The organism is Clostridia bacterium (genome assembly GCA_012841935.1).
Lineage (GTDB): Bacteria > Bacillota > Peptococcia > DRI-13 > DTU073 > DUTS01.
The window spans coordinates 1-24,701 of sequence record DUTS01000011.1 but is presented as its reverse complement, the minus strand read 5'-3'; the positions used below and the strand labels follow the sequence as shown (position 1 = coordinate 24,701).

The window sequence follows — 24,701 nt, the reverse complement described above, 5'->3', positions numbered from 1 at the left end:
GCCAACTTTAAATTAGTGTGATACAATACAACAGTAGTTAATTGAATTTTCCTATATAGTCTAAATACTATTTTAGGAGGTGAAAATATGGGTATCTTGGAAAATATAAAAAGGGAAGCATGGATATTTCGGGAAATTTATTTTGGAATCTTGGAGGAAGATCGGTTTATACATGCCTATCGGAGGATTTATAAGCCATTAAATATTGGAAATAAAATAAGTTTTACTACTAAATTGCGTGAAATCAAAGAGTTGGTAGTAATAGAAATAATGGATGAAATTGAGATATTGGGTCAGGCTTCAATTGAGGAAAGGCAAGTTCTTTTAGGGAAATATGGTTTTAAGGATGGTATAGAATTAGCGGCACATTTGGCTAAGGAAATGGCTTTAAATTTAGATTCAATGAAGGAAACAAATGATGTTAAATGGGTAAAGTTAAAAGTGAAGTTTTTGGAGTATTGGGCCAAAACTAAAAAAGAAGTAACTGGTCTAAAAGAGTTGGAAAGTACGGCACGGCGTTTAGGGGCTAATCATTTGGCTCATAAAGCTAATTTATCTGCAGCTAATTTGATTGCGGAAAAAAATAAAATTAGGAAAATGATTAATGAGGCTTATCCGGGAAAATATCGTCCTTATAAAAGGATTTTTTATAAGAAGAAGAAGGAAAGTTTTAGCAAGGATTATGAAATGGTAAAAAGTGTGTTGGAAACTAAAGCAGCTTTATATACTGAGCAGGGGCGGAATCCTTTACTGTCAGCCTATAGGCATTTACTTAAAGATTGTGGTCGGAATTTAATAGAAATTGCAAAGGCTATTTTAGCTGCCGATTCGGCCAGGCAAAGTCGTTTCGGTGCTTTGGATCAACTAGCAGTATCTGCTCAAAATCTGCGAGAGGAAACTACTACCGTGGTTAAGGAGGTGCGGGGGGTAGAGAGAATTTAAGTTATTTATTTAAAAAATGAGAGAAGGAGAAAATAAGGGAGGTTATTAAGGTTGAGTTTTTGGGAAAAATTAAAGAAGGATGTTGAAGAAGCGAGTAAAAATGCTGATGAGGTGGGAATTGAAAAGGAATTAGCTAAGTTATTTCGAAAAGCCATAGCACCGGCGATTAAAAAGGATAAGAATTTTGTTATCAGAAATATAATGGTTAAGAAATTGCAGGAAATTGATAAGGCGATTGAGGGAGGTTTTATGGAAAGAACCGGGCAAGAGTTTTTCTTTCCTGGCAGATGGAGAAAATTTCTAGAAAAACACGATGCTAGTAATGGTGTCCATGCAGCATATATTTTAGCACAATCGGTAAGTATTAAATATAATTTAAGACCAACAACTAACCGGGGTCTTTGGGCGAATTCTTATGTGCTTTATTTAAAGTATGTGGAAGAAAATGTGAGGGAGTTAGAGGATTTAAAAGATTTGGAGGAAAGGGCCAAGGCTTTAGGGGCAAATCGGGTTGTTGAGGAAGCTCAAAAAATATGCACTGTTTTAATTAATGAGGAAAAACAAGTAAGGGATAAATTATTAGAGCTTGATGTTGATAACTATGCATTGTCGTTTTTTTCCTTAGGAAAGAAACCCAAAGAACAGTTTTTTAAGGATATAACCGATATGGAACGCTGCTTAGAAGATAAAATAGTTCAATATAGCCGGGGGGTAGTACTGGCAGCCGATGGAAGGGTAAGTAAAGTTGGGAACCGCTCTGAACTTTTACAAGAATATAAACGTTGTTTGGATGCATTGGTGGGGGACTCGGGGCGTGTCGAACGGGTAATTCGTCATTTAGATAAACGGTTGGCCCAGCTTGCTGAAAAACGCAGTTCATTGGGGGATAAAAAGGATAGTGCCTTAACTTTACGTACAGAGGTAGATGGGACTGATTTGAATATGAAACATATTCGACCGGCCTTTGAACGGGGTTAATTGAAATTAAACGGGTGGGGAAGTTTTCCCACCCGTTTTAATTTATGGGCTTACTTGACGCTTATGTTATAATGTTGCTAGAGATTAATCTAAGGGATGAAGTAAATGGAACCGGGAAAATTTAAATTAATTTCAGAATATCAGCCGCGGGGGGATCAGCCGGCGGCTATTGAAGCTTTAGTAAGGAATTTTATAAGGGGTAAAAAAGAGCAGGTTTTATTGGGTGCCACGGGGACAGGTAAAACATTTACAATGGCACAGGTAATTGCCTTAATGCAAAAACCTACTTTGGTAATTGCCCATAATAAAACTTTGGCTGCTCAGTTATGTAGTGAATTTAAGGAGTTTTTTCCGGAAAATGCAGTGGAGTATTTTGTTAGCTATTATGATTATTATCAGCCAGAAGCTTATTTACCACATACTGATACTTACATTGAAAAAGATGCTTCTTTAAATGAGGAGATTGAAAAATTACGGCATGCGGCTACCGCAGCTTTATGTGAAAGAAAAGATGTGATTGTGGTAGCTAGTGTTTCCTGTATTTATGGTTTAGGATCACCCCAGGAATATGAAAAACAGACATTGGCTTTGCGTTTAGGTCAGTTAGTGGAAAGGGAGTTTATTTTACGCAGATTAACTGCAATGCAGTATGATCGTAATGATTTTAATTTAGTACGAGGTACTTTTCGGGTAAGAGGAGATGTTATTGATATTTTTCCGGCTTCACATGGGGAAAAAATAATTCGAGTGGAATTGTTTGGTGATGAGGTAGAAAGGATCGGGGAAGTAGATTCTTTGACTGGGCAGGTGATTGCAGGAAGAAGGCAAGTGAGTATTTTCCCTGCTAATCATTATGTTATTGGTAGAGAGAAAATGCTGGGGGCTTTAGAAACAATTGAAACGGAATTAAAAGGGCGTTTGCAGGTCTTACGTAGTCAGGGGAAATTATTGGAGGCACAGCGTTTGGAGCAGCGCACTTCTTATGATCTAGAAATGATGCGGGAAGTGGGCTTTTGTACGGGAATTGAAAATTATGCTCGTCATTTAACAGGTAGAAAACCGGGTGAACCACCTTATACTTTAATTGATTTTTTCCCAGGTGATTTTTTATTGATGATTGATGAATCTCATGTAACCATTCCCCAGATTGGGGCTATGTATGCTGGTGATCGTTCGCGAAAAACTACTTTGGTGGAACATGGTTTTCGTTTACCATCAGCATTGGATAATCGGCCCTTAAAGTTCAATGAGTTTGTGGAAAAATTAAATCAGGTGGTTTATGTTTCGGCTACTCCTCGTTCATATGAGGTTGAACGAAGTGGTGTAGTTGTGGAACAGATCAACCGTCCTACTGGTTTGTTAGATCCTAAAATAGAGGTTCGTCCAACTAGAGGTCAAATAGAAGATCTTTTAGCTGAAATTAAGGTTAGGGAAAAAAGAAAGGAACGGGTTTTGATAACTACCTTGACTAAGAAAATGGCTGAAGATTTAACCGATTATTTACGGGAATGGGGAATTAAGGTTCGTTATCTTCATTCTGAAATTAATACTTTGGAACGAATACAGATTGTGCGGGATTTGCGTTTAGGTGTTTTTGATGTCTTAGTGGGGGTAAACTTGCTTCGAGAAGGTCTTGATTTGCCAGAGGTTTCTCTAGTAATTATTTTAGATGCTGATAAAGAAGGTTTTTTGCGTTCAGGGCGTTCTTTGATTCAAACTATTGGGCGGGCTGCCCGTCATGTAAGAGGGAAGGTAATAATGTATGGGGATCAAATTACGGATTCCATGCAGCGGGCAATTTCGGAAACAGAACGGCGGCGAAGTATTCAAAAGGCTTTTAATGCAAAACATGGTATTGTGCCGCAAACTGTGCAAAAAGGGGTAAGAGATGTTTTAGAGGCGACGATAATTGCTGAGGAAGAAAAAGAATATGGGATTGATTTAACTATGATCTCACAGCAGGAAAAAAAGAAATTAATTGCCCGTTTGGAAAAAGAAATGCAAGGGGCGGCAAAGGAATTGGCTTTTGAAAAAGCCGCCGAATTGAGAGATTTATTGTTTGAATTACGGGCTCAGGTAAAATAAAGGTAGGTTGAAAAAATGGGACAAAATAAGATTATCATTAAAGGAGCACGAGAACATAATTTAAAAAATATAGATGTAGAGATCCCGCGGAATAAATTAATTGTAATTACTGGTTTAAGTGGTTCAGGGAAATCCTCTTTGGCTTTTGATACTATTTATGCTGAAGGACAAAGGCGTTATGTTGAATCATTGTCAGCATATGCTCGTCAGTTTCTAGGTCAAATGGAAAAACCAGACCTTGATTATATTGCAGGGTTATCACCGGCGATAGCCATTGATCAAAAGGCTGTAAGTAAAAATCCCCGTTCTACAGTGGGTACGGTAACGGAAATCTATGATTATTTACGTCTTTTATATGCTCGTATTGGTAAGGTGCATTGTTATCATTGTGGTAAGCCGATTGAACAGCAAACTGTAGAGCAAATGGTTGATCGTTTAATGACTTATCCTCAAGGGATGCGTTTGCAAATTTTAGCTCCTGTTGTACGGGGAAAAAAAGGTGAGTTTCAGAAAATAATTGAGCAAATACGCCGAGAGGGTTATGTCAGGCTGAGGGTAAATGGGGAAATTAAAGATATTAATGAAAAACTGTATTTGGATAAACAAAAGCGGCATACAATCGAAGTGGTTGTAGACCGCGTTATTTTGCGGCCAGGAATTACTTCGCGGTTAGCCGATTCTTTGGAAACTGCACTTAATTTAAGTGGTGGTTTGGTCAATGTGTTGTTAAATGAAGACGAGGTTTTATTTAATCAGCATTTTGCTTGTCCAGATTGTGGGATTAGTTTTGCTGAAATTTCACCGCGTTTATTTTCTTTTAACAGTCCTTATGGGGCTTGTCCGCAGTGTGATGGTTTGGGATTTATGCAGGAATTTGATTTACAGTTGGTAGTGCCAGATAAAAGCAAGACTTTGGCGGAAGGGGTTTTTGTACCTTGGCAAAAAAGAAACACTAGATGGCAGCAGGGGGTTTTGCAGGCGGTTGTTGAGCATTTTCAAATTCCCCAAAACATACCTTTTAATGAATTAAGTACAGCACAGCAAAAATTATTATTATATGGGGCGGGTAAGAAGAAAATTCGCTGTAGTTACTATAATCATAAAGGTGAATTAAGAGTTTTTGATACGGTCTATGAAGGGATAATTCCCAATTTAAAAAGGCGTTATCAAGAAACCAAATCTGGTTATGTGAGGCGGGAATTGGAAGCTTATATGAGTCAAACTATTTGTTCAGCCTGTCGTGGTTTTAGGTTAAAAAAGGAAAGTTTGGCAGTATTGATTGAGGGGAAAAATATTGGTGAAATTACTTCTTTATCGGTTGGTGAGGCTTTGGATTTTTTTCAAACTTTAAAATTAAGTAAACGGGAAAAAATTATTGCTCAACAAGTTTTGAAGGAAATTTGTGCACGTCTGCAATTTTTGGTAGATGTAGGTTTAGATTATTTAACTCTACGGCGTACTTCCGGAACGTTATCTGGTGGGGAAGCTCAACGCATTAGATTGGCGACTCAGATTGGTTCTGGATTAGTTGGAGTCCTCTATATTTTAGATGAACCTTCTATTGGTTTACATCAGCGGGATAATCAGCGTTTGATAAATACTTTAAAATCTTTAAGGGATTTAGGTAATACGGTAATTGTAGTTGAACATGATCAAGAAATGATGGCTGCAGCAGATCAAATTATTGATATTGGTCCAGGAGCTGGGGTAAATGGTGGCAAAATTATCGCCCAAGGTACATTTGAGCAAATAAAGGAAATTCGGGGTTCTTTAACTGCCGATTATTTAAGTGGTCGTAAGCAGATTCTTGTACCTCCAGTGAGGCGAAAATTAAATGATCAGTGGTTGGTTGTGCGGGGTGCCCAAGCACATAATTTAAAAAATGTGGAGGTAAGTATTCCACTAGGGGTATTTACTTGTGTAACTGGTGTTTCTGGTTCTGGGAAAAGTACTTTGGTTAATGAAATTATTTATAAAGCATTGGCTGTTAAATTAAATCGTGCTCGCTGTCGCCCTGGTAATTATCAGTCACTTAGTGGTTTGGAGTATTTAGAAAAAGTAGTGAATATTGATCAGGCTCCTATTGGCAGAACACCTCGTTCTAATCCTGCTACTTATACTGGTGCTTTTGATGGGATACGTGAATTGTTTGCTCAAACTAAGGAGGCCCGCATGCGGGGTTATCGGCCGGGTAGGTTTAGTTTTAATGTACGCGGTGGACGCTGTGAGGCCTGTGGGGGAAATGGAATTATTAAAATAGAAATGCACTTTTTGCCTGATGTTTATGTGTCGTGTGAAGTTTGTAAAGGGACTCGCTTTATGCGGGAAACACTAGAAGTAAAATATAAAGGGAAATCGATTGCCGAGGTTTTAGAAATGACTGTAGATGAGGCTGCAGAGTTTTTTCAACATCATTTAAGAATTTACCGGCGTTTAAAATTAATGCAGGATGTGGGTTTGGGTTATTTGCGTTTGGGACAACCGGCTACTACTTTATCGGGGGGAGAAGCACAGCGGATAAAACTGGCCTCGGAATTAAGCCGCCGTAATCAGGGTCAGACATTATATATTTTGGATGAACCTACTACCGGGCTGCATTTGGCAGACATTAAAAAGTTGTTAAATGTGCTGGAACGTTTGGTAGATGCGGGGAATACAGTTTTAGTAATCGAACATCATTTGGATGTAATTAAAACTGCAGATTATTGTATTGATTTGGGTCCTGAAGGTGGCCAGCAGGGCGGTTGTGTTGTGGCTGTGGGTACTCCAGAAGAATTGGCCGAAAATCCGGCTAGTTATACTGGGAAATATCTAAAAAAGGTACTTTAGAGGTGAAAAATTTGCTTACGGAAAAATTGGCTGTGCTGCCGGCAAAAACGGGAGTTTATTTATTTAAAAATAAACGGGGACGTGTTATTTATGTTGGTAAAGCCTTAAATTTACGCAGTCGAGTTTCCTCTTATTTTTCCGCTGGTCACAGTATTTCACCTAGGACACGGGTTTTGGTAAAAAATATTGCTGATGTGGAATATTTGTTAACTGATTCGGAAATAGAGGCCTTAATTTTAGAAAGTAATTTAATTAAAAGACATCGGCCTAAATATAATATTCGTTTAACAGATGATAAAAGTTATCCTTATTTAAGAATAACCCTAGGGGAGGAGTATCCTCGTTTAGAAATTACTCGCAGATTATTAAAAGATGGTTCTCGCTATTTTGGCCCTTATCCTAATGTTGGTGCTGTACAAGAGATTTTAAAATTACTACAGCGTATTTTCCCCTTGAGAACTTGCAAACAGAAAAAGGTTAAAAAAAAGCAGCGTCCTTGTTTAAACGCTTATTTAGGACGCTGTTTAGCCCCGTGTCAGGGTGAAGTTAATAAAGAAACTTATCAGGAATTAATAAAGGAAGTAATTCATTTTTTAGAAGGGAAAGAAGAAAAAATAGTAGTTAAATTAACAAAAGAAATGCAAGCAGCTGCTGAAAAATTGAATTTTGAAAAGGCGGCTGAATTGCGGGACCAATTAAGGGCAATCGCTGAGGTGCGTGAAAAACAAAAGGTGGTTTCTACTAGTTTTGCCGATTTTGATCTATTGAATTATGTGGGGAAACCTGAACTTGCTTGTGTTCAATTGTTTTTTGTGCGGGGTGGAAAATTAATCGGCAGTGATTATTTTTTATTAGAAGGTGAAGTGGAAAAAGAGGCTGAGGAAGTAATTAGTGCTTTTTTAAAACAATATTATCATCAAGCTAAGGTGATTCCACGGCAAGTTTTTTTACCAGTGGAGGTTGCCGAAAAGTCAGTATTGGAAACATGGTTAGCCGAAAAAAGAGGTGGTCGGGTTGTTTTACAAGTACCACAAAGGGGTTTAAAGAAAAGGCTTTTAATTTTGGCGGCTAAAAATGCTCAGGAAAATTTGGAACGGGAATTACAATTAAGAAAACAGCGGCGGCAAACTCGGCAAAAGGCTTTGGCAGATTTAGCCGAAATTTTAGATTTAGCCGAACCTCCTTGGCGTATCGAAGGATTTGATCTTTCAGGTTTTCAAGGCTCGGCAGTGGTCGCCGGGATGGTTGTTTTTGAAGAAGGGCGGCCATTTCCTGATCAATATCGTCGTTTTAAGGTAAAAACCGTGGAAGGTAGTGATGATTTCGCTGGATTGAGCGAAGTTTTAAAACGCCGCTTAATGAGGGGATTGGCGGGTGAGCAGCGTTTTGCCATTTGGCCGGATTTAATTTTGGTTGATGGTGGTCGAGGGCAGCTTTCTGCGGTAACAAAAGTAAGGGATGAATTAGCTTTAGCTATTCCCATTATTGCTTTGACTGAACAGGGTGAAGTTTTTTTTGAGGGATGTTCAATTGTGCTTACTGATGAGGCCTTTAATTTATTGGCTCAAATCCGGGATGAGGTGCACCGCTTTGCTATTACGTATCATCGTTTGTTAAGGGGAAAACAAAGCTTGTCTTCGGTATTAGATGAGATTCCCGGTTTGGGACCACAAAGAAGGACTGCACTTTTGGAACATTTTCAGTTTTCTTTGGCTAAGATACGACAGGCTTCTCTTGAGGAATTAAAGGCTGTTAAAGGAGTGGGTCCTAAGTTAGCTCAACAAATTTGGAATTTCTTTCAGGTTAGTGAAGAATGAGAAGAGAAAACACACAATAATTTACAAAAAATGTTATTAATTTTAAAAAGCTAGCAGGAAATTATAAGTATAGGTCGAATTTAGAATATAGGGGAACAAATTAGGGGGTAAAGGGGGGCAAAAAAATGGCTGTTGACCAAAAAAAGGATATTTTACAGGAATTGGAAGAATTACGCAGGGAGTTATATCTTTCCGCTGCTCAACATGTGCTTACTTCGCGAGAAATTTATCAAGTAAGTACCAATTTAGATCGGGTTATTGTTAAATATTTAAAAGAGGAGTATTATAAATAATTTAGACAGGGTTTTAGACCCTGTTTTTTTTATCTATAATTTGAGATAATAAGGCTAAAGGAGAAAGAGGTGAAAAAGAGTGACGGAATTAGTGGTTTCCAAAAAGAAAACCCCTTTCTATATTATTACGGGATTATCGGGTGCGGGGAAAACACATGCTTTAAGGGCTTTAGAGGATTTGGGGTTTTTTTGTGTAGATAATTTGCCACCTGTTTTATTGCCAAAATTTGCGGAATTATGTTTACAAAGTGTAGATATTATTCAAAGAGTAGCTTTGGTAATTGATATTCGCGGTGGCCATTTTTTCGCTGACTTATTTCGAGTTTTGGCCGATTTAAAAGAAAAAGGTTATCCTTATGAAATTCTTTTTTTAGAGGCTACCACTGATGTTTTGATTCGACGTTTTAAAGAAACTCGCCGCCGACATCCTTTTTCTAATCGGGGACCTTTATTAGAGGAATTACAGCGAGAAAGAAAACAAATGGAAAGTTTGCGTGAAGTGGCTAATAAAATTATTGATACTTCTGAACTGACTCCACAGGAACTGAAAAAACAAATTGTGGAATTATATGGTGTGGGCAGTGATCAGGTAAAATTACATTTAACCATGATGTCTTTTGGTTACAAATATGGGATTCCTTTGGATGCTGATTTGGTTGTAGATGTGCGTTTTTTGCCTAATCCTTTTTATCTTCCTGAACTGCGGCCTTTGACTGGCTGTGATCGACGGGTAGATGAATATGTACGTAATTTGCCTGCAACAGAAGATTTTTTACAAAAATATCATGCTGTTTTAACATTTTTGCTCCCTAATTATGTACGTGAAGGTAAGACACATTTAGTAATTGCTATTGGCTGTACAGGTGGACAGCATCGTTCGGTGGTTTTAGCCAATTGTTTGGGGGAACGTTTGGCTTCACCGGAATATCAAATTATGATTCGCCATAGAGATATTCTAAAAAGAATGTAAGGTGAAAGATTAAATGAAATGGAAAAGGTTTTTGCAGACAATTAATAATTTGATTTTTTCCGGGTCAATGCGTAAAAATATGAAAAATGTTTATCAAAGACAGCATCTAAAGAGGGGACCTCGCTTAGTTACAGTAGGGGGAGGTACGGGTCTCTCAGTACTTTTGCGCGGTTTAAAAGAATATACTTCCAATATTACCGCGATAGTTTCTGTGGCAGATGATGGTGGAAGTTCGGGTCGTTTACGGGGTCAATTGGGTGTTTTACCCCCTGGTGATTTAAGAGATTGTTTAGTGGCTTTGGCGGATACAGAATCGGCGATGGAGAATTTATTTAATTATCGTTTTACCGAAGGTGGTGAATTGGCGGGCCATAGTTTAGGTAATCTTTTATTGGTTGCTTTGGCAGATTTAACGGGTAGTTTTGAAACTGCTTTACGTGAAGCTGGTAAAGTTTTAGCAATTCGCGGTAAAGTTGTGCCTACTACTTTTGCAGATTTAAAATTAGGTGCGGAATTGGTTGATGGTTCTATTTTAATGGGCCAATCTTTTATTACCAAAACTGAAAAGCACATTAAGCGGGTTTTTCTGAAACCGGCAAATTGTCGGCCAACACCTGAAGCAATCAAGGCTATTCGGGAGGCCGAAATGATTGTTTTGGGTCCAGGCAGTCTTTATACTAGTATTATTCCTAATTTATTAGTTCCCGGTATTACCGAAGAAATTAAGCGGGCTTCTGGTATCAAGGTTTATGTTTGTAATGTGATGACTCAAGTGGGGGAGACGCGGGGTTATACTGCTGCTGAACATTTAGAGGCTCTTTATGAACATACACTGGTGGGCTTAGTTGATTATTTACTGGTAAATAATCAGAGCTTGCCGGCTGTGCTTTTAAATAAATATTGGGCTGAGGGTGTGGAGTTGGTAAATATTGATAAAGAAAGATTAAGCAAAATGTCTATTAGGGTGATTGAGGCCCCTTTATTAAAGAAAAATGATTTTATTCGTCATGATTCGGCGGCCCTGGCGGCGGTTTTGTTTGATTTGTTGGGTGAACAAAAAGCAATAGGATGGTGAAAAGTTTGTCTTTTTCCAGGGAAACAAAACATGAATTGGCACGGATTTTTCCGGAAAAAAAATGCTGTCGTTTAGCGGAATTAGCCGGATTAATACGCTTGAAAGGCACTATGTGTTTTAATGAGCAGCAGACACTTGGTTTGCTTGTAACTACGGAAAGTGCACCTATAGCTCGGAAAATATTTAGCTTATGGAAAGAGTTATATCAAGTGGAACCTAAAATTAGTATGCACCGTCGAAAAAAATTACAAAAAAAAATCGTTTATGGTGTTTATTCATATTCACTTCCTGATAAAATGTTAAAAGAACTAGGGCTTTTAAATCGGGAAGGTAAATTTACGATGGGCATTAGAAAAAAGTTGATTAGTAAAAAATGTTGTCAGCGCAGTTATTTGCGCGGTGTTTTTTTAGCAGCTGGTTCAATTAGTAATCCAGATAATAATTATCATTTGGAGATGATTACTAATTACTATCGTTATGCACAGGCTTTGGTAAAGGTAATAAATCGTTTTCCGGAAATGGCGGCTAGAATTAGTACCCGACAAAAACGTTATTTAATCTATTTTAAAGAAAGTGAACAAATTGCTGGTTTCCTAAATATTATTGGTGCCCATCAGGCATTATTGAAATTTGAAAATATTAGGATTATGAAAGATGTACGTAATCAAGTTAATCGTTTGGTTAATTGTGATACAGCTAATTTGAAAAAGGTGGTTAATGCTGCTTTAAAACAGATTGAACAAATAAAATTTATTGAGCAAACTATTGGGTTGGACAAGTTACCACCGCGCTTACAAGAAGTGGCCTATTTGCGTTTGCATAATCCTGACAGTAGTTTGCGTGAATTGGGTGAATTATTAAATCCCCCTTTGGGTAAATCGGGAATTAATCATCGTTTGCGGAAAATCGAGGAATTAGCTCGAAAAATAAATTTACAAACAGGGGAAAAAAATAAAAAAGATTAAAATTCGCTGGTTTTTTTTATTTTTTTTTATATAATTAGTTGTGTGTAGTTTGGTAAGAGTTGGGGGTGAAAAAATGGCGTATTTAATTAATGATGAGTGTATTGCTTGTGGAAGCTGTGAAATGGAATGTCCTTGTGAGGCCATTAGTGCTGGTGATGTTATTTTTGTCATTGATGCGGAAAAATGTACAGAATGTGGTATTTGTGCCGAAGTTTGTCCTGTGGGGGCACCGGTAGCTGAATAAGCTTAAAAGTAATCTTTGGGAAAAAGATTGCTAGAAGGTTCGATTATTTTAGGGGAGGCTGGTTCCGGGTGTATAAAAAAACTATCCGTGATGTAGAAATCGCGGGGAAAAAAGTTTTGGTACGTGTTGATTTTAATGTGCCTTTACAGGATGGTCAAATAGTTAATGATACACGTATTTTAAAAGCCATGCCCACTATTAAATATTTACAAAGACAAGGGGCAAAAATTATTTTAATGACACATTTAGGTAGACCTAAAGGTAAGGTAGTTCCAAGTTTAAGTGTGAAGCCATTGACCGCTCGTTTAAGTGATTTATTGGAAACAAAGGTATTGTTTGCTGCTGATTGTGGTGGTCAGGAATCACGTCGTGTGGTTAGTCAATTAAAACCTGGACAAGCCGCACTATTAGAAAATTTACGCTTTTATGCTGCCGAAGAGGAAAATGATCCCGCATTTGCTAAGGCTTTAGCCGCTTTAGGTGATTTTTATGTCAATGACGCTTTTAGTGCTTCTCATCGTGATCATGCCTCTACGGTAGGGGTAACCAAATATCTTCCGGCTGTGGCCGGTTTTTTAATGGAAAGGGAAATTTATGTTTTGAGTGAGGTTTTGGAAAGGGCTTGTCGTCCTTTTGTCGTTATTTTGGGAGGGGCCAAAGTATCAGATAAAATTTTTGTGATCGAGAATTTATTGAAAAAAGCGGATTGTCTATTAATTGGTGGGGCCATGGCTAATAATTTTTTACGGGCTGAAGGTCATCAGGTTGGTAAATCTAAATTGGAAACAGGGAAAATAGCTTTGGCTAAAGAATTATTAAAGAAGGCAGAGAAAAAAGGGGTGAAAATTATTTTGCCGCAGGATGTGGTTGTAGCCGAGGAGTTTGAGGCTGAAGCTGTAAGTGAGATCGCGGCTGTAGAGGCTATTCCTACAGATAAAATGATTTTAGATATTGGACCTCAAACTTTAGGGGCTTTTAAAAATGTAATTCAAAAAGCTGGAATGATTGTTTGGAATGGACCACTGGGTGTTTATGAGTTTCCCAAATTTGCCCGAGGTACAAATGAAATTGTGAAAGCTATTGCCGAAGCCCCGGGAAAAGCGGTAATCGGGGGAGGAGATGTGGTGGCTGCTGTAGAAAAAACAGGATTAGCGGCAAAAATTTATCATCTTTCCACTGGGGGAGGGGCTTCTTTAGCATTTTTAGGTGGAAAAGTGCTGCCTGGAGTAGCGGCTTTGCGGGATTGAAAGAAGGGGGTTGCTGAAATTGCGTAAACCGATTATTGCGGCTAATTGGAAAATGAATAAAACGATTGCCGAAGGGTTGAGTTTTGCAGCTAATTTACCCAAGGAGGAATCTCTTTATCAAGCCATAGAAGTAGTGGTTTGTCCACCCTTTACGGCTTTGGGAGCCTTGAGTAAAGGTTTAAAAGAAAAAGGTGTAAAATTAGGAGGACAGAATTTATATCCTGCGGAAAAGGGTGCCTTTACTGGGGAAATTTCACCTTTGATGCTTCGGGAATTAGGTTGTACATATGTTATTTTGGGACATTCGGAAAGAAGGCATCTTTTAGAAGAAAAGGACAGTTTTATTAATGAAAAGGTTAAAATGGCTTTGGAAGTGGGTCTCATACCTATTCTTTGTGTAGGTGAAACGATAAAACAGAAACAAGCGGGGGAAACTATCATTGTTTGTCAAGAACAGTTATGGAGTAGTTTAAAAGATATTCCCGGAGACCAGGTAGCTGAAATGGTAATTGCTTATGAACCAGTTTGGGCTATTGGGACGGGTTTGCATGCTTTACCTGTAGATGCCGAAGCAACAATTGCTAGTTTGCGGGAATTAATTAAGGCTCATTGGGGTGCGGAAGTGGCCGCTGTGGTGCGTATTCAGTATGGTGGTAGTGTTAAACCAGAAAACATAGAGGAGTTTATGGCTTGTCCTAATATTGACGGAGCTTTAGTTGGTGGAGCTAGTTTAGAGGCAGATTCTTTTTATCAAATTATTCAAGGAGCTAGGGAAGGAAGCGAATAAGATGAAATATCGCCCCGTAGTTTTGATTATTCTAGATGGCTGGGGATTGGGAAATGAGAAAATGGGTAATGCCATTTTTTTGGCTCGAAAACCATTTTATAATTCCCTTTTAAAAAAGTATCCTTATAATGTTCTGGTGGCCTCTGGTGAGGCGGTAGGTTTACCAGCCGGACAAATGGGTAATTCTGAGGTGGGGCATTTAAATATTGGGGCAGGACGTATTGTTTATCAAGATTTAACCCGAATCAATCGAGCGATTTGTTCTGGCGAATTACAGCAAAATGATGTTTTGCTGCAGGCTTTGGAAAGGGTAAAAATTAGTGGGAAGGCATTGCATTTTATCGGGCTGCTTTCTGATGGAGGGGTACATAGTCATTTGCTTCATCTTTTTGCTTTTTTGGAATTGGCCAAAGATAAAGGAGTGGAAAGAATTTATTTGCATCCTATTTTGGATGGACGTGATGTACCTCCAGTAAGTGCGGCTAAGTATGTACGGGAATTGGAAAGGAAATTAAGGGAACTAGGCTGTGGAAAAATTGCTACACTTGCTGGACGCTATTATACGATGGACCGCGATCAGCGTTGGGCGAGAACCGAAAAAAGTTACTTAGCTATGGTAGAGGGTCGGGGACCTAAAGCTAGTAGTGCTCTAAAGGCTCTAGAAGAGGCTTACCGCCAGGGTATTACTGATGAATTTATTGAACCAACTGTTTTGGTGGATGCAATTGGTCAGCCGCTGGGCAAAATTAGACCAGGAGACACGGTGTTAATGTATAATTTTCGGGCTGATCGAGCACGTCAAATTAGTTATGCCTTCACTGAAAAAGAGTTTAAAGGTTTTCCGCGGCCAGCTGGTTTTCCACAAGTAAATTATCTGTGTTTAACGATTTATGATTTGAACATTAATTGTCCTGTAATTTTTCCTCCCGTTGATTTAAAAAATACTTTGGGAGAGGTTATTAGTCAGGCAGGTTTAAAGCAGCTGCGTCTTGCGGAAACGGAAAAATATGCTCATGTAACGTTCTTTTTTAATGGGGGTATAGAAAGACCTTTTCCCGGAGAAACACGTATTTTAATTCCTTCACCCCAAGTAGCTACTTATGATTTGCAGCCAGAAATGAGTGCAGAATTAATTACTGAAACTTTACTGGAAAAATTAAGGGAAATGGTTTATGATTTTATAGTTTTGAATTATGCTAATCCAGATATGGTAGGTCATACGGGGAATTTAAAAGCGTGTATTCAGGCCATTGAAAAAATTGATCAGTGTCTACAGCGAGTTGTTAAAGAAATTTTAAGTTTGGGGGGAGTGGCACTAATTACTGCTGATCACGGTAATGCGGAAAAAATGCTTGATCAGTGTACCCAAAAGCCTTTAACCGCCCATACGATCAATCCAGTGCCTTGTCTTTTAATTAGTCCCTATTCCCAAGACTTAAAATTAAGGACTGGTTCTTTGCGGGATTTAGCACCGACAATTTTGGATTTAATGGGCTTAAGTAAACCGCCGGAAATGACCGGTGGAAGTTTAATAAGGAGGGAAGGTAAGTGAGTTTTATCTGTGATGTCAAGGCACGGGAAATTCTTGATTCCCGCGGTAATCCCACTGTGGAAGTGGATGTTTTATTGGCTGATGGTTCTTTTGGACGGGCTGCAGTTCCATCAGGTGCTTCCACGGGTGCTCATGAGGCTGTGGAATTACGTGATGGTAAAGCAGAGCGGTTTTTGGGTAAAGGTGTTTGTCAGGCGGTGAAAAATGTTAATCAGCTTATTGCACCACAGCTTTTTGAAGTTGATTCTTTAAATCAGGCTGGGATAGATCAATTATTGATTGAAATGGATGGTACTCCCAATAAGGGTAAATTGGGGGCTAATGCTTTATTGGGAGTTTCTTTGGCAGTGGCTAAGGCAGCGGCTAATTATTTAGGTTTACCCTTGTACCGTTATTTGGGGGGAGTAAATGCTCGTGAATTACCAGTACCGATGATGAATATTTTAAATGGGGGAGAACATGCGGATAATAATGTTGATATTCAGGAGTTTATGATTTTACCCTTAGGGGCTGATTCTTTTAAAAAGGCTTATCGCTGGGGTACGGAAATTTTCCATCATTTGCGGGCTATTTTACGAGCTAAGGGTTATGGTACTACTGTAGGGGATGAAGGTGGTTTTGCTCCAAATTTGCAGTCTAATGAGGAGGCTTTAAAGATAATTGTTGCTGCTATTGAAAAAGCCGGTTATCGACCTGGGGAAGATGTTTTTTTAGGCTTGGATGTAGCGGCTACGGAATTGTATGAGGCTGGGGTTTATCATTTAAAAGGGGAAGGTATTTCCATGACTGCTGAGGAATTGATAGGCTATTATGAGCAATTATGTGGCAAATATCCCATTATTTCAATTGAGGATGGTTTGGCTGAAGATGATTGGGAAGGCTGGCGAAAAATGACTCAAGTATTGGGTAAAAAAATTCAAATTGTGGGAGATGATCTTTTTGTCACTAATACCAAAAGAGTAAAACAGGGTATCTCGGAGTCGGTGGCTAATAGTGTCCTCATTAAAGTTAATCAAATTGGTACACTAACGGAAACCTTAGAAACCATTGAATTGGCCAAACAGGCGGGTTATACGGCTGTAGTTTCACATCGTTCTGGTGAAACGGAAGATACGACAATTGCCGATTTAGTGGTGGCCGTAAATGCCGGTCAAATTAAAAGTGGTGCTCCTTCACGTACTGATAGAGTAGTTAAATATAATCAATTACTAAGAATCGAAGAAGAGTTGGGAGAAACAGCTTTGTATCGCGGTCGGGATGTTTTTTATAATCTAAGTTAGTTTTGTTGGTGCAATTTAAGAAGTATATGATATAATTTGGATAACTTCAGGTCAAAGGAGGGGGGTAGGAATGCGAACAGTAATTCTTGTTTTTCAAGTTATTGCCGCTATTGGCTTAATTATTACAGTATTATTACAGTCTGGTAAAAGTGCGGGATTATCCGGCTCGATTGCTGGGGGAGCAGAAACAATATTTGGTGGAAAGAAAAAGGGATTAGATGATTTTTTAGCGAAATTATCCACAATTTCGGCAATTTCATTTATGATTTTAACTTTATTATTGTCAATAGTACATTAGGGTAGAGTTATGAGGAGGAAAGAAAATGGGGAATAGTTCGTTTATTTTTTGGGCACCTCTTGCTGGGGTGATTGCCCTTTTGTTTGCTTATTATTTAACTAGGCGTATTTATAAAGTAGAGACTGGAACGGAAAAAATGCAGGAAATAGCAGGAGCTATCGAGGAGGGGGCTATGGCCTTTCTCTTGCGGGAATATAAAGCCTTAACTGTTTTTGTAGTTCTGGTGGCTGCCTTTATTTTTGTGGCCGGAATTTTAACTAAGAATTCGGCAAGTTTACAACCACAAACTGCAGTAGCCTTTATTATTGGGGCTATTTGTTCGGTTTTGGCTGGTTATATTGGGATGCGGGTAGCGACTAAAGCTAATGTGCGTACTGCTAATGCTGCTCGTGAAAGTGCTAATCAGGCCCTTAATGTAGCTTTTTCCGGTGGAGCGGTAATGGGGATGTCTGTTGTAGGTTTGGGTTTAATTGGTTTGGGAATTGTTACTTTTTTATTTGAAAATCCGGATACGATAAATGGATTTGCTTTAGGGGCAAGTTCGATAGCCCTCTTTGGACGTGTTGGCGGCGGTATTTATACTAAAGCAGCTGATGTGGGAGCTGATTTGGTAGGTAAAGTGGAAGCAGGTATTCCAGAGGATGACCCCCGCAACCCGGCAGTTATTGCTGATAATGTGGGAGATAATGTCGGGGATGTTGCCGGTATGGGTGCTGATCTTTTTGAATCTTATGTTGGTTCGATTATTGCCGCTATAGCTTTGGCTGTTGCTTTGGGATATGGTAGAAATGGAATTGTTTTGCCGATGTTGATTGCTGCAGCAGGAATTATTGCTTCCATTATTGGGGCCTTTTTCGTACGTACTGGGGAAACTGGGGATGCTTCTCGTGCCTTAAATATGGGTGAATTAGCGGCGATGCTTTTGGCTTTAATTGCTACCTATTTCTTGTGTATCAAATTATTGCCTGGCTGGGGCAGAGATGTTTTTATTGCTACTGTGGCCGGTTTGTTGGCTGGTTTTGTTATTGGTAAGATTACGGAATATTATACTTCTGATGCTTATGGTCCGGTAAAAAGTATTGCCGCGGCTTCGGAAACAGGTGCAGCTACCAATATTATTTCTGGTTTGGGTGTAGGGATGTTAAGTACAACCTTACCGGTGATCGTAATTGTTTTGGCCATTTTGATTTCCTATAAATTTGCCGGATTATATGGTATAGCTATGGCGGCTGTAGGTATGCTTTCCACTACTGGTATGGTGGTAGCGGTGGATGCTTATGGACCGATTGCCGATAATGCCGGGGGGATAGCGGAAATGGCGGAACTAGAACCGGAAGTTAGGGAGATTACCGATGGCTTGGATTCTGTAGGTAATACCACTGCTGCTATTGGTAAAGGATTTGCTATTGGTTCAGCGGCCTTAACAGCTTTGGCTTTGTTTAGTGCTTACACACAAGCAGCTGGTTTAAGTGAACTCAATATTTTAAATCCTGCTGTTGTCGCCGGACTTTTCTTGGGTGGTGCTTTACCTTTTCTCTTTTCTGCTTTAACCATGGGAGCTGTTGGAAGAGCAGCTAGTAAAATGATTGATGAAGTGAGAAGACAGTTTAGGGAAATAGAAGGGATCATGGAAGGCAGTGCCAGACCTGAATATGCCAAATGTGTTAGTATTAGTACAGATGCCGCTATTAAGGAAATGGTTGTTCCGGGATTAATGGCCATTGTGGTACCTATTGCCGTGGGTTTAATTCCTGGACTGGGTAAAGAGGCTTTAGGTGGTTTATTGGCAGGGGCTTTGGTTACTGGCTTCTTGTTAGCAATTATGATGGCTAATGCTGGTGGTGCTTGGGATAATGCCAAAAAATATATTGAAGGTGGTCAATTAGGTGGTAAAGGTTCAGAAGCCCATGCGGCCGCGGTTACTGGGGATACAGTCGGGGATCCTTTTAAAGATACCTCTGGACCTTCAATTAATATTTTGATTAAATTAATGACGATTGTTTCATTAGTATTTGTGCCTCTTTTTTTGTAATGAAGTAAGGAATAATTGTGCTACCGTTGGCGGAAACTGACGGTAGCATTTTTTTACAGGTAATTGAAATTAGTTTTTAGAAGGGAATGATCTTGAAATGATGTCGCACGAAGAGGCTTTACAATTATTAAAGGAAAAAGTGAAAAACAAGAATTTAATTAAACATATGTATGCGGTGGAAGCTGTCATGGGTAGTTTAGCCCGTCATTTTGGTGAAGATGAAACTAGTTGGCGTTTAGCTGGTCTTTTACATGATCTTGATTATGATTTAACCGTAAATGAACCGGAAAAACATAGTTTATTAGGGGCGGAAATGTTAAAGAAGGCAGGTTTACCTCAGGAAATTATTGCGGCGGTAAAATGTCATAATGATTTACATGGCTTGGCTAGAAAAAGTTTAATGGATAAGGCTCTATATGCTGTTGATCCTTTAACTGGTTTAATTGTAGCTGCGGCTTTAATTAAACCAGAAAAAAAATTGGCTGCTGTGGATGTGCCTTTTTTGCTGAATCGTTTTCGGGAAAAATCATTTGCCCGGGGAGCCCGTAGGGAGGTAATTTCCTCTTGTACGGAAATGGGTTTAACCTTGGAGGAATTTATGGAAATTGCTTTAAAGGCCATGCAGGAAATTGCCGTAGAATTGGGATTATAATGGGGTAATCTGATTTAGGTATATTCCAATTTAAAAATATTAAAACTTGGTATTGAAAGAATTTAAAAGATATCGGTATGGTGATGTCTTCATTTTGCGATTCGCTAGGGGGATGTTAATGATTGGTAAAGAAGAATTATTAGATTATATGCGGCGGCATTCTTACCGTCCACTTACTGCTGATGAGTTAGCAGATGTCTTTAAAATTGAAAAAGGGGCTGTTTTTTTAGATTTACTTCAGGAATTGGAAAATGAGGGCAAGATAGTCCTTAGTCGAAAAAAACGTTATGGTTTACCGGAGAAAATGAACTTGGTTGTAGGCAGATTGCAAGGTAATTCCAAAGGATTTGCCTTTTTAATTCCAGATGAACCTGATGAGGAAGATGTTTTTATTAGTGAGGAGGATTTACAAGGTGCTCTGCATAATGATCGGGTAATTGTGCGTTTACACCCATATTCGCGAGATAGCCGCAGGCGTGAAGGTGTAGTGATCCGGATTTTAAAGCGAGCCAATAAACATATTGTGGGTATGTTTAATGAACTTGAACATTATAGTTTTGTTTTACCTGATGAACGCCGCTTGGGCTGTATAATCTTAATTCCTCCTGCTGAACGAGGTAAAGCTAAGGTCGGGGATAAAGTAGTTGTGGAAATGCTTAGTTGGCAGGAGGCAGATTGTGCCCCCTTAGGTAAAGTTATCGAAGTTTTGGGTTTTAAGGATGATCCTGGTGTTGATATTTTATCTATTGTTCGCAAACATCAACTACCAGAGTTTTTTCCAGAAAAGGTTTTAAAAGCTGCAGCTCAATTACCGTCTCTAGTTAGTGAAGAGGATTTAAAAGGAAGGCGTGATTTTAGAAAGCACTTTATAGTGACCATTGATGGTGAGGATGCAAAGGATTTGGATGATGCGGTTAATTTGGAGCTCCTTCCCAATGGTAATTATTTTTTAGGTGTGCATATTGCCGATGTTGGTTATTATGTGCCTTCGGGCAGTGTCTTGGATGAGGAAGCTTTTAAAAGGGGTACTAGTGTCTATTTAGTAGATCGGGTTATTCCCATGCTGCCCCCAGCTTTATCTAATGGAATTTGTAGTTTAAATGAGGGTGTGGATCGGCTTACTTTATCTTGTTTAATGGAAATTGATAAACAAGGGCAAGTGATTAAACATGATATTGTACCTGGTGTCATTCATGTAAAAAAAAGATTAAGCTATACTTTGGTACGTAAAATTTTGGAGAAAAAAGAGCAGATTAAAAAGGAACATCAAGTTTTGGTGCCCATGTTAGAATTAATGCGGGAACTTTGTTTAATTTTGCGAAAAAAACGTTTGCAAAGGGGAGCTATTGATTTTGCTTTTCCGGAAAGTCAGGTTATTTTGGATGACCAAGGTAAGCCTGTGGAAATAGTTTTGCGTCAACGTTCAATTGCTGAAATGATTATTGAGGAATTCATGATTGTTACTAATGAAACAGTTGCCGAGGAGTTTTTTTGGCGGGAGATGCCTTTTCTTTATCGGGTACATGAAAAACCGGCTAAAGACGAAATAAAAGAACTAAATGAATTTTTGGGTGTTTTTGGTTATCGGCTCCCTTTTAATCCTCAGGGTGATGTACAGCCTCGTGATTTACAAGCTATAGTGGAAAAAACAAAGGGACGTTCTGTGGGAAAGGCTCTTAGTTATGTAATTTTACGTTCTTTAAAACATGCACGTTATGCTGTAGAAGCATTAGGTCATTTTGGTTTGGCTTCACAATATTATTCACATTTTACGGCCCCTATCAGGAGGTATCCTGATTTAGTGATTCACCGTTTGATCCGTCAGGTGCAAAAAAATGGTGTTGTAAAACAAAGTAAAAAATTAATCTCCCGTTTGGAAAAAGATGCTGAGCAAGCTTCCCAGCGGGAAAGGGTAGCTGAGGAAGCGGAAAGGGAATCCGTGGAATTAAAAAAAGTGGAATATATGCAGAACTTTATTGGGCAGGATTTTATGGCCATTATCAGTAGTGTGACTTCCTTTGGCTTTTTTGTGGAATTGCCTAATACTGTGGAAGGTCTCGTGCATATTTCTACATTAACTGATGATTATTATCATTATGTGGAAAAAAGATTAATGTTGATTGGTGATTATACAGGGCAGACTTATCGTATTGGCGATTCGGTCAAGGTAACCTTAATGGCCGTAAACGTTGCCGAGCGTTTGCTTGATTTTGAATTAAGCTCATGATATAATTTAATTTCCCGACAGCGTATATTCGAGGGGGAAAAAAATGAAGCAGGTCAGAGTTGTTACCGAAAATCGTAAAGCCCATCACGATTATTTTATAGAAGAAACACATGAAGCTGGTATTGTTTTAGTAGGGACAGAAGTTAAATCCTTGCGTGCCGGGAAAGTAAACTTAAAAGATAGTTTTGCTCAAATTGAAAAAGGAGAAATGTTTCTTTATAATGTTCACATTAGTCCTTATGATCCAGGTAATCGTTTTAATGTAGATCCTCTACGGCCGCGTAAACTTTTACTTCACAAAAGGGAAATAAATCGCCTTTTGGGAAAGGTAAAACAGCAAGGAATGACTTTAATTCCCCTCAAAATTTACTTTAAAAAAGGTCGGGCAAAAGTTGAGCTCGCTTTAGCCAAAGGAAAAAAGGTTTATGATAAAAGGAGAGTCATGGCAGAAAGGGATGCTCAGCGTGAAATGGCACGGGCTTTGCGGGAAAAAGAACGTAATTAGGGGGTGTACTGGTTTCGACGGGGGAAATAGTGGCAGAAGAAGCGAGTCGGGATTGCACTAGCCCGTAAAACGGTGCACAGTTATTTAAACGCAGAAGAAAATTACGCTTTAGCTGCTTAATTGCAGTCTAACCTTTTACCTTCTACGCCCGGTGTGAAGGATAAAAGGTCATTTTACCGGGCTACTCTTGGACTATCGTTTCCTAAGCTAAGAGGAATTTAAGGAAACTTGCCAGTCAGTATCCTGCCTACGGGAGATTGATAGGTGAAAACTAAAACATAGGCTGCACTCGGAGAAGCTTCTGTGGCTGTTCTTTCGGACAGGGGTTCGATTCCCCTCACCTCCACCAAGAATTAAAATTACCCTATGGGTAATTTTTTAAATAAAAGGAATCGAACGGGTGAAGGGAAATGCTGGAAAGCATTTCCCCACCCCGGCGTGATAGAGAGCGGAGCTCTCGGAGCGATTCCCCTCACCTCCACCATCTGTATCCACAATGCTAGTTATTTTAATAGTTTTTTCGTGTACATATATTTTTTTAATATATGCCTGTATGATATTTTTTTGCTCATACAGGTTTTTGTTTTTTATATCCATATTCTGTTTTAAATAGCAGCGGATTTTATGCTTATCTGGCATATACGCATGGGATTGCATTTCTGCTTCGTGCATTTTGTTTATATTAAACTAAAAGTACCCCAAATAATAATTGAAAAGTACCCCACATTAAAATATACTTCCACATGTTATTAATAAATTTTTAACATGTGGAGGGTGAGGGGAGATTGATAAAGCTAATGGAAAAACAGGACATTTTACTTATGTTTTTACGGGATGATAATCCCAACGAGCCATTGAGCGTGAAACGGGTATTTCAAGAAAAACAATCAGCAAATACATTAAGCAATATGAAAAACAAAGGGCCCAATTACAAGAAGGAAATTCGAAAACCTTTGGTGATATTAAGGAGCTCACGGATAACATCGTTACACCGCCTAAATATGATTCTAGCGGTAGAAAAAAGCGTAAAGTAACTAAGGAATTAGTAGACGCTATTAAAGCCCATTTGGAAGAAAATGAATTAAAAAGACATAATGGACAATCCAAAATACAGAAAAAGAAAATTGATATTCATGAAGCACTTGTAGATGCAGGATTTGATATTAGCTATTCCACCGTCTGTAATACGGTTAGGGAGTTGACTAATCAAGCCCAAAAGGTCTATATTAACCCTTGTTTTTAATTGAAAAACACGGGAGCATGCCAGCTCCAAAAGCTAAAAAACAGAAAGAGAAAAATATAGATACTCAAACAGAAGGAATGATTAAGGACATGGGTTAACCATCCCAGTCCCTATGTTATCTGGTCTTAATCCAAATTTTATAGGCTGGTATTTTCTTGATATTATATCGGAACACCGATATAATATTTACGAGGTGACCAGTATGAGATTTGAAGAACTTTTACGGGAAAGAGATATTTCCCGATACCATTTATCTAAAATAAGCGGTGTTCCTTGGGCAACTCTTGCTGATATATATTCTGGTAAAACTCGTCTGGAAAGGTGCAATGCGTCTACACTTCTTAAACTTTCAAAGGCACTTGATATGTCTTTAGAAGAACTTTTAGAAGTAGATAACAGCCCAAGTCCAAAAGCTGTTGATGGAAAACCGGCTCGTAAAAATTATTTGGAGAGCGGTCTTCCTGCAAGCATCCAAAAAGCAATTGATGATTATTTACAAGGAGAAAAAGACCGGGTGCTGCATCTTGACTGTCTAAGTGATGAACTGTATGGGGCAATCAATTCCAACCTTTGGGGAGGCGAGGGGCTGTTGACATGAAACTATAAAATATTATAGAACCAGCTTGCTAAACTATAACTTTTGTGTTATATTATTAGCAGGAGGTGACAAACAATGAAGC

Annotated in this window: 22 protein-coding genes and 1 other RNA gene; 22 read left to right on the top strand and 1 reads right to left on the bottom strand. The window is 38.8% G+C overall.

Going from position 1 to position 24,701, the window contains the following annotated elements; genetic code table 11:
• The first annotated feature begins 87 nt into the window (after positions 1-87).
• The 20 genes from GX687_00595 (at position 88) to ssrA (ending at position 23,127) form a co-directional block, all read left to right on the top strand.
• A complete protein-coding gene (locus GX687_00595; protein ID HHX95954.1) occupies positions 88-942 on the top strand; it encodes a hypothetical protein in 855 nt (284 codons plus the stop codon).
• 51 nt (positions 943-993) lie between these two features.
• Positions 994-1,920: a hypothetical protein gene (locus tag GX687_00590; GenBank protein HHX95953.1), complete on the top strand. Its 927-nt coding sequence runs from the start codon at positions 994-996 to the stop codon at positions 1,918-1,920.
• A gap of 105 nt (positions 1,921-2,025) precedes the next feature.
• The gene (gene uvrB, locus GX687_00585) at positions 2,026-4,005 is read left to right on the top strand and encodes an excinuclease ABC subunit UvrB (GenBank protein ID HHX95952.1); all 1,980 of its coding nucleotides are present in this window, start codon (positions 2,026-2,028) and stop codon (positions 4,003-4,005) included.
• A 15-nt stretch (positions 4,006-4,020) separates the two neighbouring features.
• Positions 4,021-6,834 (top strand): excinuclease ABC subunit UvrA, encoded by a 2,814-nt coding sequence (uvrA, locus tag GX687_00580; GenBank protein HHX95951.1) that lies wholly within the window; start codon positions 4,021-4,023, stop codon positions 6,832-6,834.
• An 11-nt stretch (positions 6,835-6,845) separates the two neighbouring features.
• Positions 6,846-8,651 carry an excinuclease ABC subunit UvrC gene (gene uvrC, locus GX687_00575; GenBank protein ID HHX95950.1) on the top strand — a complete coding sequence of 602 codons (1,806 nt, stop codon included), beginning with the start codon at positions 6,846-6,848 and terminating at the stop codon, positions 8,649-8,651.
• A 125-nt stretch (positions 8,652-8,776) separates the two neighbouring features.
• Positions 8,777-8,944: an aspartyl-phosphate phosphatase Spo0E family protein gene (locus GX687_00570; protein HHX95949.1), complete on the top strand. Its 168-nt coding sequence runs from the start codon at positions 8,777-8,779 to the stop codon at positions 8,942-8,944.
• 121 nt (positions 8,945-9,065) lie between these two features.
• Positions 9,066-9,914 (top strand): RNase adapter RapZ, encoded by an 849-nt coding sequence (rapZ, locus tag GX687_00565; GenBank protein ID HHX95948.1) that lies wholly within the window; start codon positions 9,066-9,068, stop codon positions 9,912-9,914.
• Between the two features lie 79 nt (positions 9,915-9,993).
• A complete protein-coding gene (locus tag GX687_00560; protein HHX95947.1) occupies positions 9,994-10,989 on the top strand; it encodes a YvcK family protein in 996 nt (331 codons plus the stop codon).
• Positions 10,990-10,994: 5 nt separating this feature from the next.
• On the top strand, positions 10,995-11,954 hold the full coding sequence (gene whiA, locus GX687_00555) for a DNA-binding protein WhiA (GenBank protein ID HHX95946.1): 960 nt from the start codon (positions 10,995-10,997) through the stop codon (positions 11,952-11,954).
• A gap of 73 nt (positions 11,955-12,027) precedes the next feature.
• On the top strand, positions 12,028-12,198 hold the full coding sequence (locus GX687_00550) for a 4Fe-4S binding protein (protein ID HHX95945.1): 171 nt from the start codon (positions 12,028-12,030) through the stop codon (positions 12,196-12,198).
• Positions 12,199-12,266: 68 nt separating this feature from the next.
• Positions 12,267-13,445, top strand: a complete 1,179-nt coding sequence (locus GX687_00545; GenBank protein HHX95944.1) for a phosphoglycerate kinase — start codon at positions 12,267-12,269, stop codon at positions 13,443-13,445.
• 19 nt (positions 13,446-13,464) lie between these two features.
• The gene (locus GX687_00540; protein HHX95943.1) at positions 13,465-14,232 is read left to right on the top strand and encodes a triose-phosphate isomerase; all 768 of its coding nucleotides are present in this window, start codon (positions 13,465-13,467) and stop codon (positions 14,230-14,232) included.
• A 1-nt stretch (position 14,233) separates the two neighbouring features.
• Positions 14,234-15,784 carry a 2,3-bisphosphoglycerate-independent phosphoglycerate mutase gene (locus tag GX687_00535; GenBank protein HHX95942.1) on the top strand — a complete coding sequence of 517 codons (1,551 nt, stop codon included), beginning with the start codon at positions 14,234-14,236 and terminating at the stop codon, positions 15,782-15,784.
• The gene (eno, locus tag GX687_00530; GenBank protein ID HHX95941.1) at positions 15,781-17,064 is read left to right on the top strand and encodes a phosphopyruvate hydratase; all 1,284 of its coding nucleotides are present in this window, start codon (positions 15,781-15,783) and stop codon (positions 17,062-17,064) included. Before GX687_00535 ends, eno begins: the two co-directional genes overlap by 4 nt.
• A gap of 70 nt (positions 17,065-17,134) precedes the next feature.
• Positions 17,135-17,362, top strand: coding sequence for a preprotein translocase subunit SecG (secG, locus tag GX687_00525; protein ID HHX95940.1), 228 nt, complete (start codon positions 17,135-17,137; stop codon positions 17,360-17,362).
• Positions 17,363-17,387: 25 nt separating this feature from the next.
• Complete coding sequence (locus GX687_00520) at positions 17,388-19,394, top strand: sodium-translocating pyrophosphatase (GenBank protein HHX95939.1); 2,007 nt, start codon at positions 17,388-17,390, stop codon at positions 19,392-19,394.
• 100 nt (positions 19,395-19,494) lie between these two features.
• Complete coding sequence (locus GX687_00515; GenBank protein ID HHX95938.1) at positions 19,495-20,046, top strand: HDIG domain-containing protein; 552 nt, start codon at positions 19,495-19,497, stop codon at positions 20,044-20,046.
• Positions 20,047-20,158: 112 nt separating this feature from the next.
• A complete protein-coding gene (gene rnr, locus GX687_00510) occupies positions 20,159-22,273 on the top strand; it encodes a ribonuclease R (protein HHX95937.1) in 2,115 nt (704 codons plus the stop codon).
• A gap of 43 nt (positions 22,274-22,316) precedes the next feature.
• Positions 22,317-22,778 (top strand): SsrA-binding protein SmpB, encoded by a 462-nt coding sequence (gene smpB / locus GX687_00505; GenBank protein ID HHX95936.1) that lies wholly within the window; start codon positions 22,317-22,319, stop codon positions 22,776-22,778.
• Positions 22,778-23,127, top strand: a transfer-messenger RNA (tmRNA) gene (ssrA, locus tag GX687_00500). Before smpB ends, ssrA begins: the two co-directional genes overlap by 1 nt.
• 29 nt (positions 23,128-23,156) lie before the next feature.
• Here ssrA and GX687_00495 read toward each other — a convergent pair.
• Entirely contained in the window at positions 23,157-23,450 is a 294-nt protein-coding gene (locus GX687_00495) for a hypothetical protein (GenBank protein ID HHX95935.1), read from the bottom strand.
• 394 nt (positions 23,451-23,844) lie between these two features.
• On the opposite strand from GX687_00495, the gene GX687_00490 reads away from it, so the two are divergent.
• Complete coding sequence (locus GX687_00490; GenBank protein ID HHX95934.1) at positions 23,845-24,021, top strand: hypothetical protein; 177 nt, start codon at positions 23,845-23,847, stop codon at positions 24,019-24,021.
• A 202-nt stretch (positions 24,022-24,223) separates the two neighbouring features.
• Positions 24,224-24,619: a helix-turn-helix transcriptional regulator gene (locus GX687_00485; GenBank protein HHX95933.1), complete on the top strand. Its 396-nt coding sequence runs from the start codon at positions 24,224-24,226 to the stop codon at positions 24,617-24,619.
• Positions 24,620-24,701 lie beyond the last annotated feature (82 nt).

Coding starts and splice junctions, on each gene's coding strand:
- GX687_00595 (HHX95954.1), top strand. CDS start 88: ATGGGTATCTTGGAAAATATAAAAAGGGAAGCATGGATATTTCGGGAA.
- uvrB (HHX95952.1), top strand. CDS start 2,026: ATGGAACCGGGAAAATTTAAATTAATTTCAGAATATCAGCCGCGGGGG.
- uvrA (HHX95951.1), top strand. CDS start 4,021: ATGGGACAAAATAAGATTATCATTAAAGGAGCACGAGAACATAATTTA.
- GX687_00570 (HHX95949.1), top strand. CDS start 8,777: ATGGCTGTTGACCAAAAAAAGGATATTTTACAGGAATTGGAAGAATTA.
- GX687_00560 (HHX95947.1), top strand. CDS start 9,994: ATGAAAAATGTTTATCAAAGACAGCATCTAAAGAGGGGACCTCGCTTA.
- GX687_00550 (HHX95945.1), top strand. CDS start 12,028: ATGGCGTATTTAATTAATGATGAGTGTATTGCTTGTGGAAGCTGTGAA.
- GX687_00535 (HHX95942.1), top strand. CDS start 14,234: ATGAAATATCGCCCCGTAGTTTTGATTATTCTAGATGGCTGGGGATTG.
- secG (HHX95940.1), top strand. CDS start 17,135: ATGCGAACAGTAATTCTTGTTTTTCAAGTTATTGCCGCTATTGGCTTA.
- GX687_00520 (HHX95939.1), top strand. CDS start 17,388: ATGGGGAATAGTTCGTTTATTTTTTGGGCACCTCTTGCTGGGGTGATT.
- GX687_00515 (HHX95938.1), top strand. CDS start 19,495: ATGTCGCACGAAGAGGCTTTACAATTATTAAAGGAAAAAGTGAAAAAC.
- rnr (HHX95937.1), top strand. CDS start 20,159: ATGTTAATGATTGGTAAAGAAGAATTATTAGATTATATGCGGCGGCAT.
- smpB (HHX95936.1), top strand. CDS start 22,317: ATGAAGCAGGTCAGAGTTGTTACCGAAAATCGTAAAGCCCATCACGAT.
- GX687_00495 (HHX95935.1), bottom strand. CDS start 23,450: ATGCACGAAGCAGAAATGCAATCCCATGCGTATATGCCAGATAAGCAT.
- GX687_00485 (HHX95933.1), top strand. CDS start 24,224: ATGAGATTTGAAGAACTTTTACGGGAAAGAGATATTTCCCGATACCAT.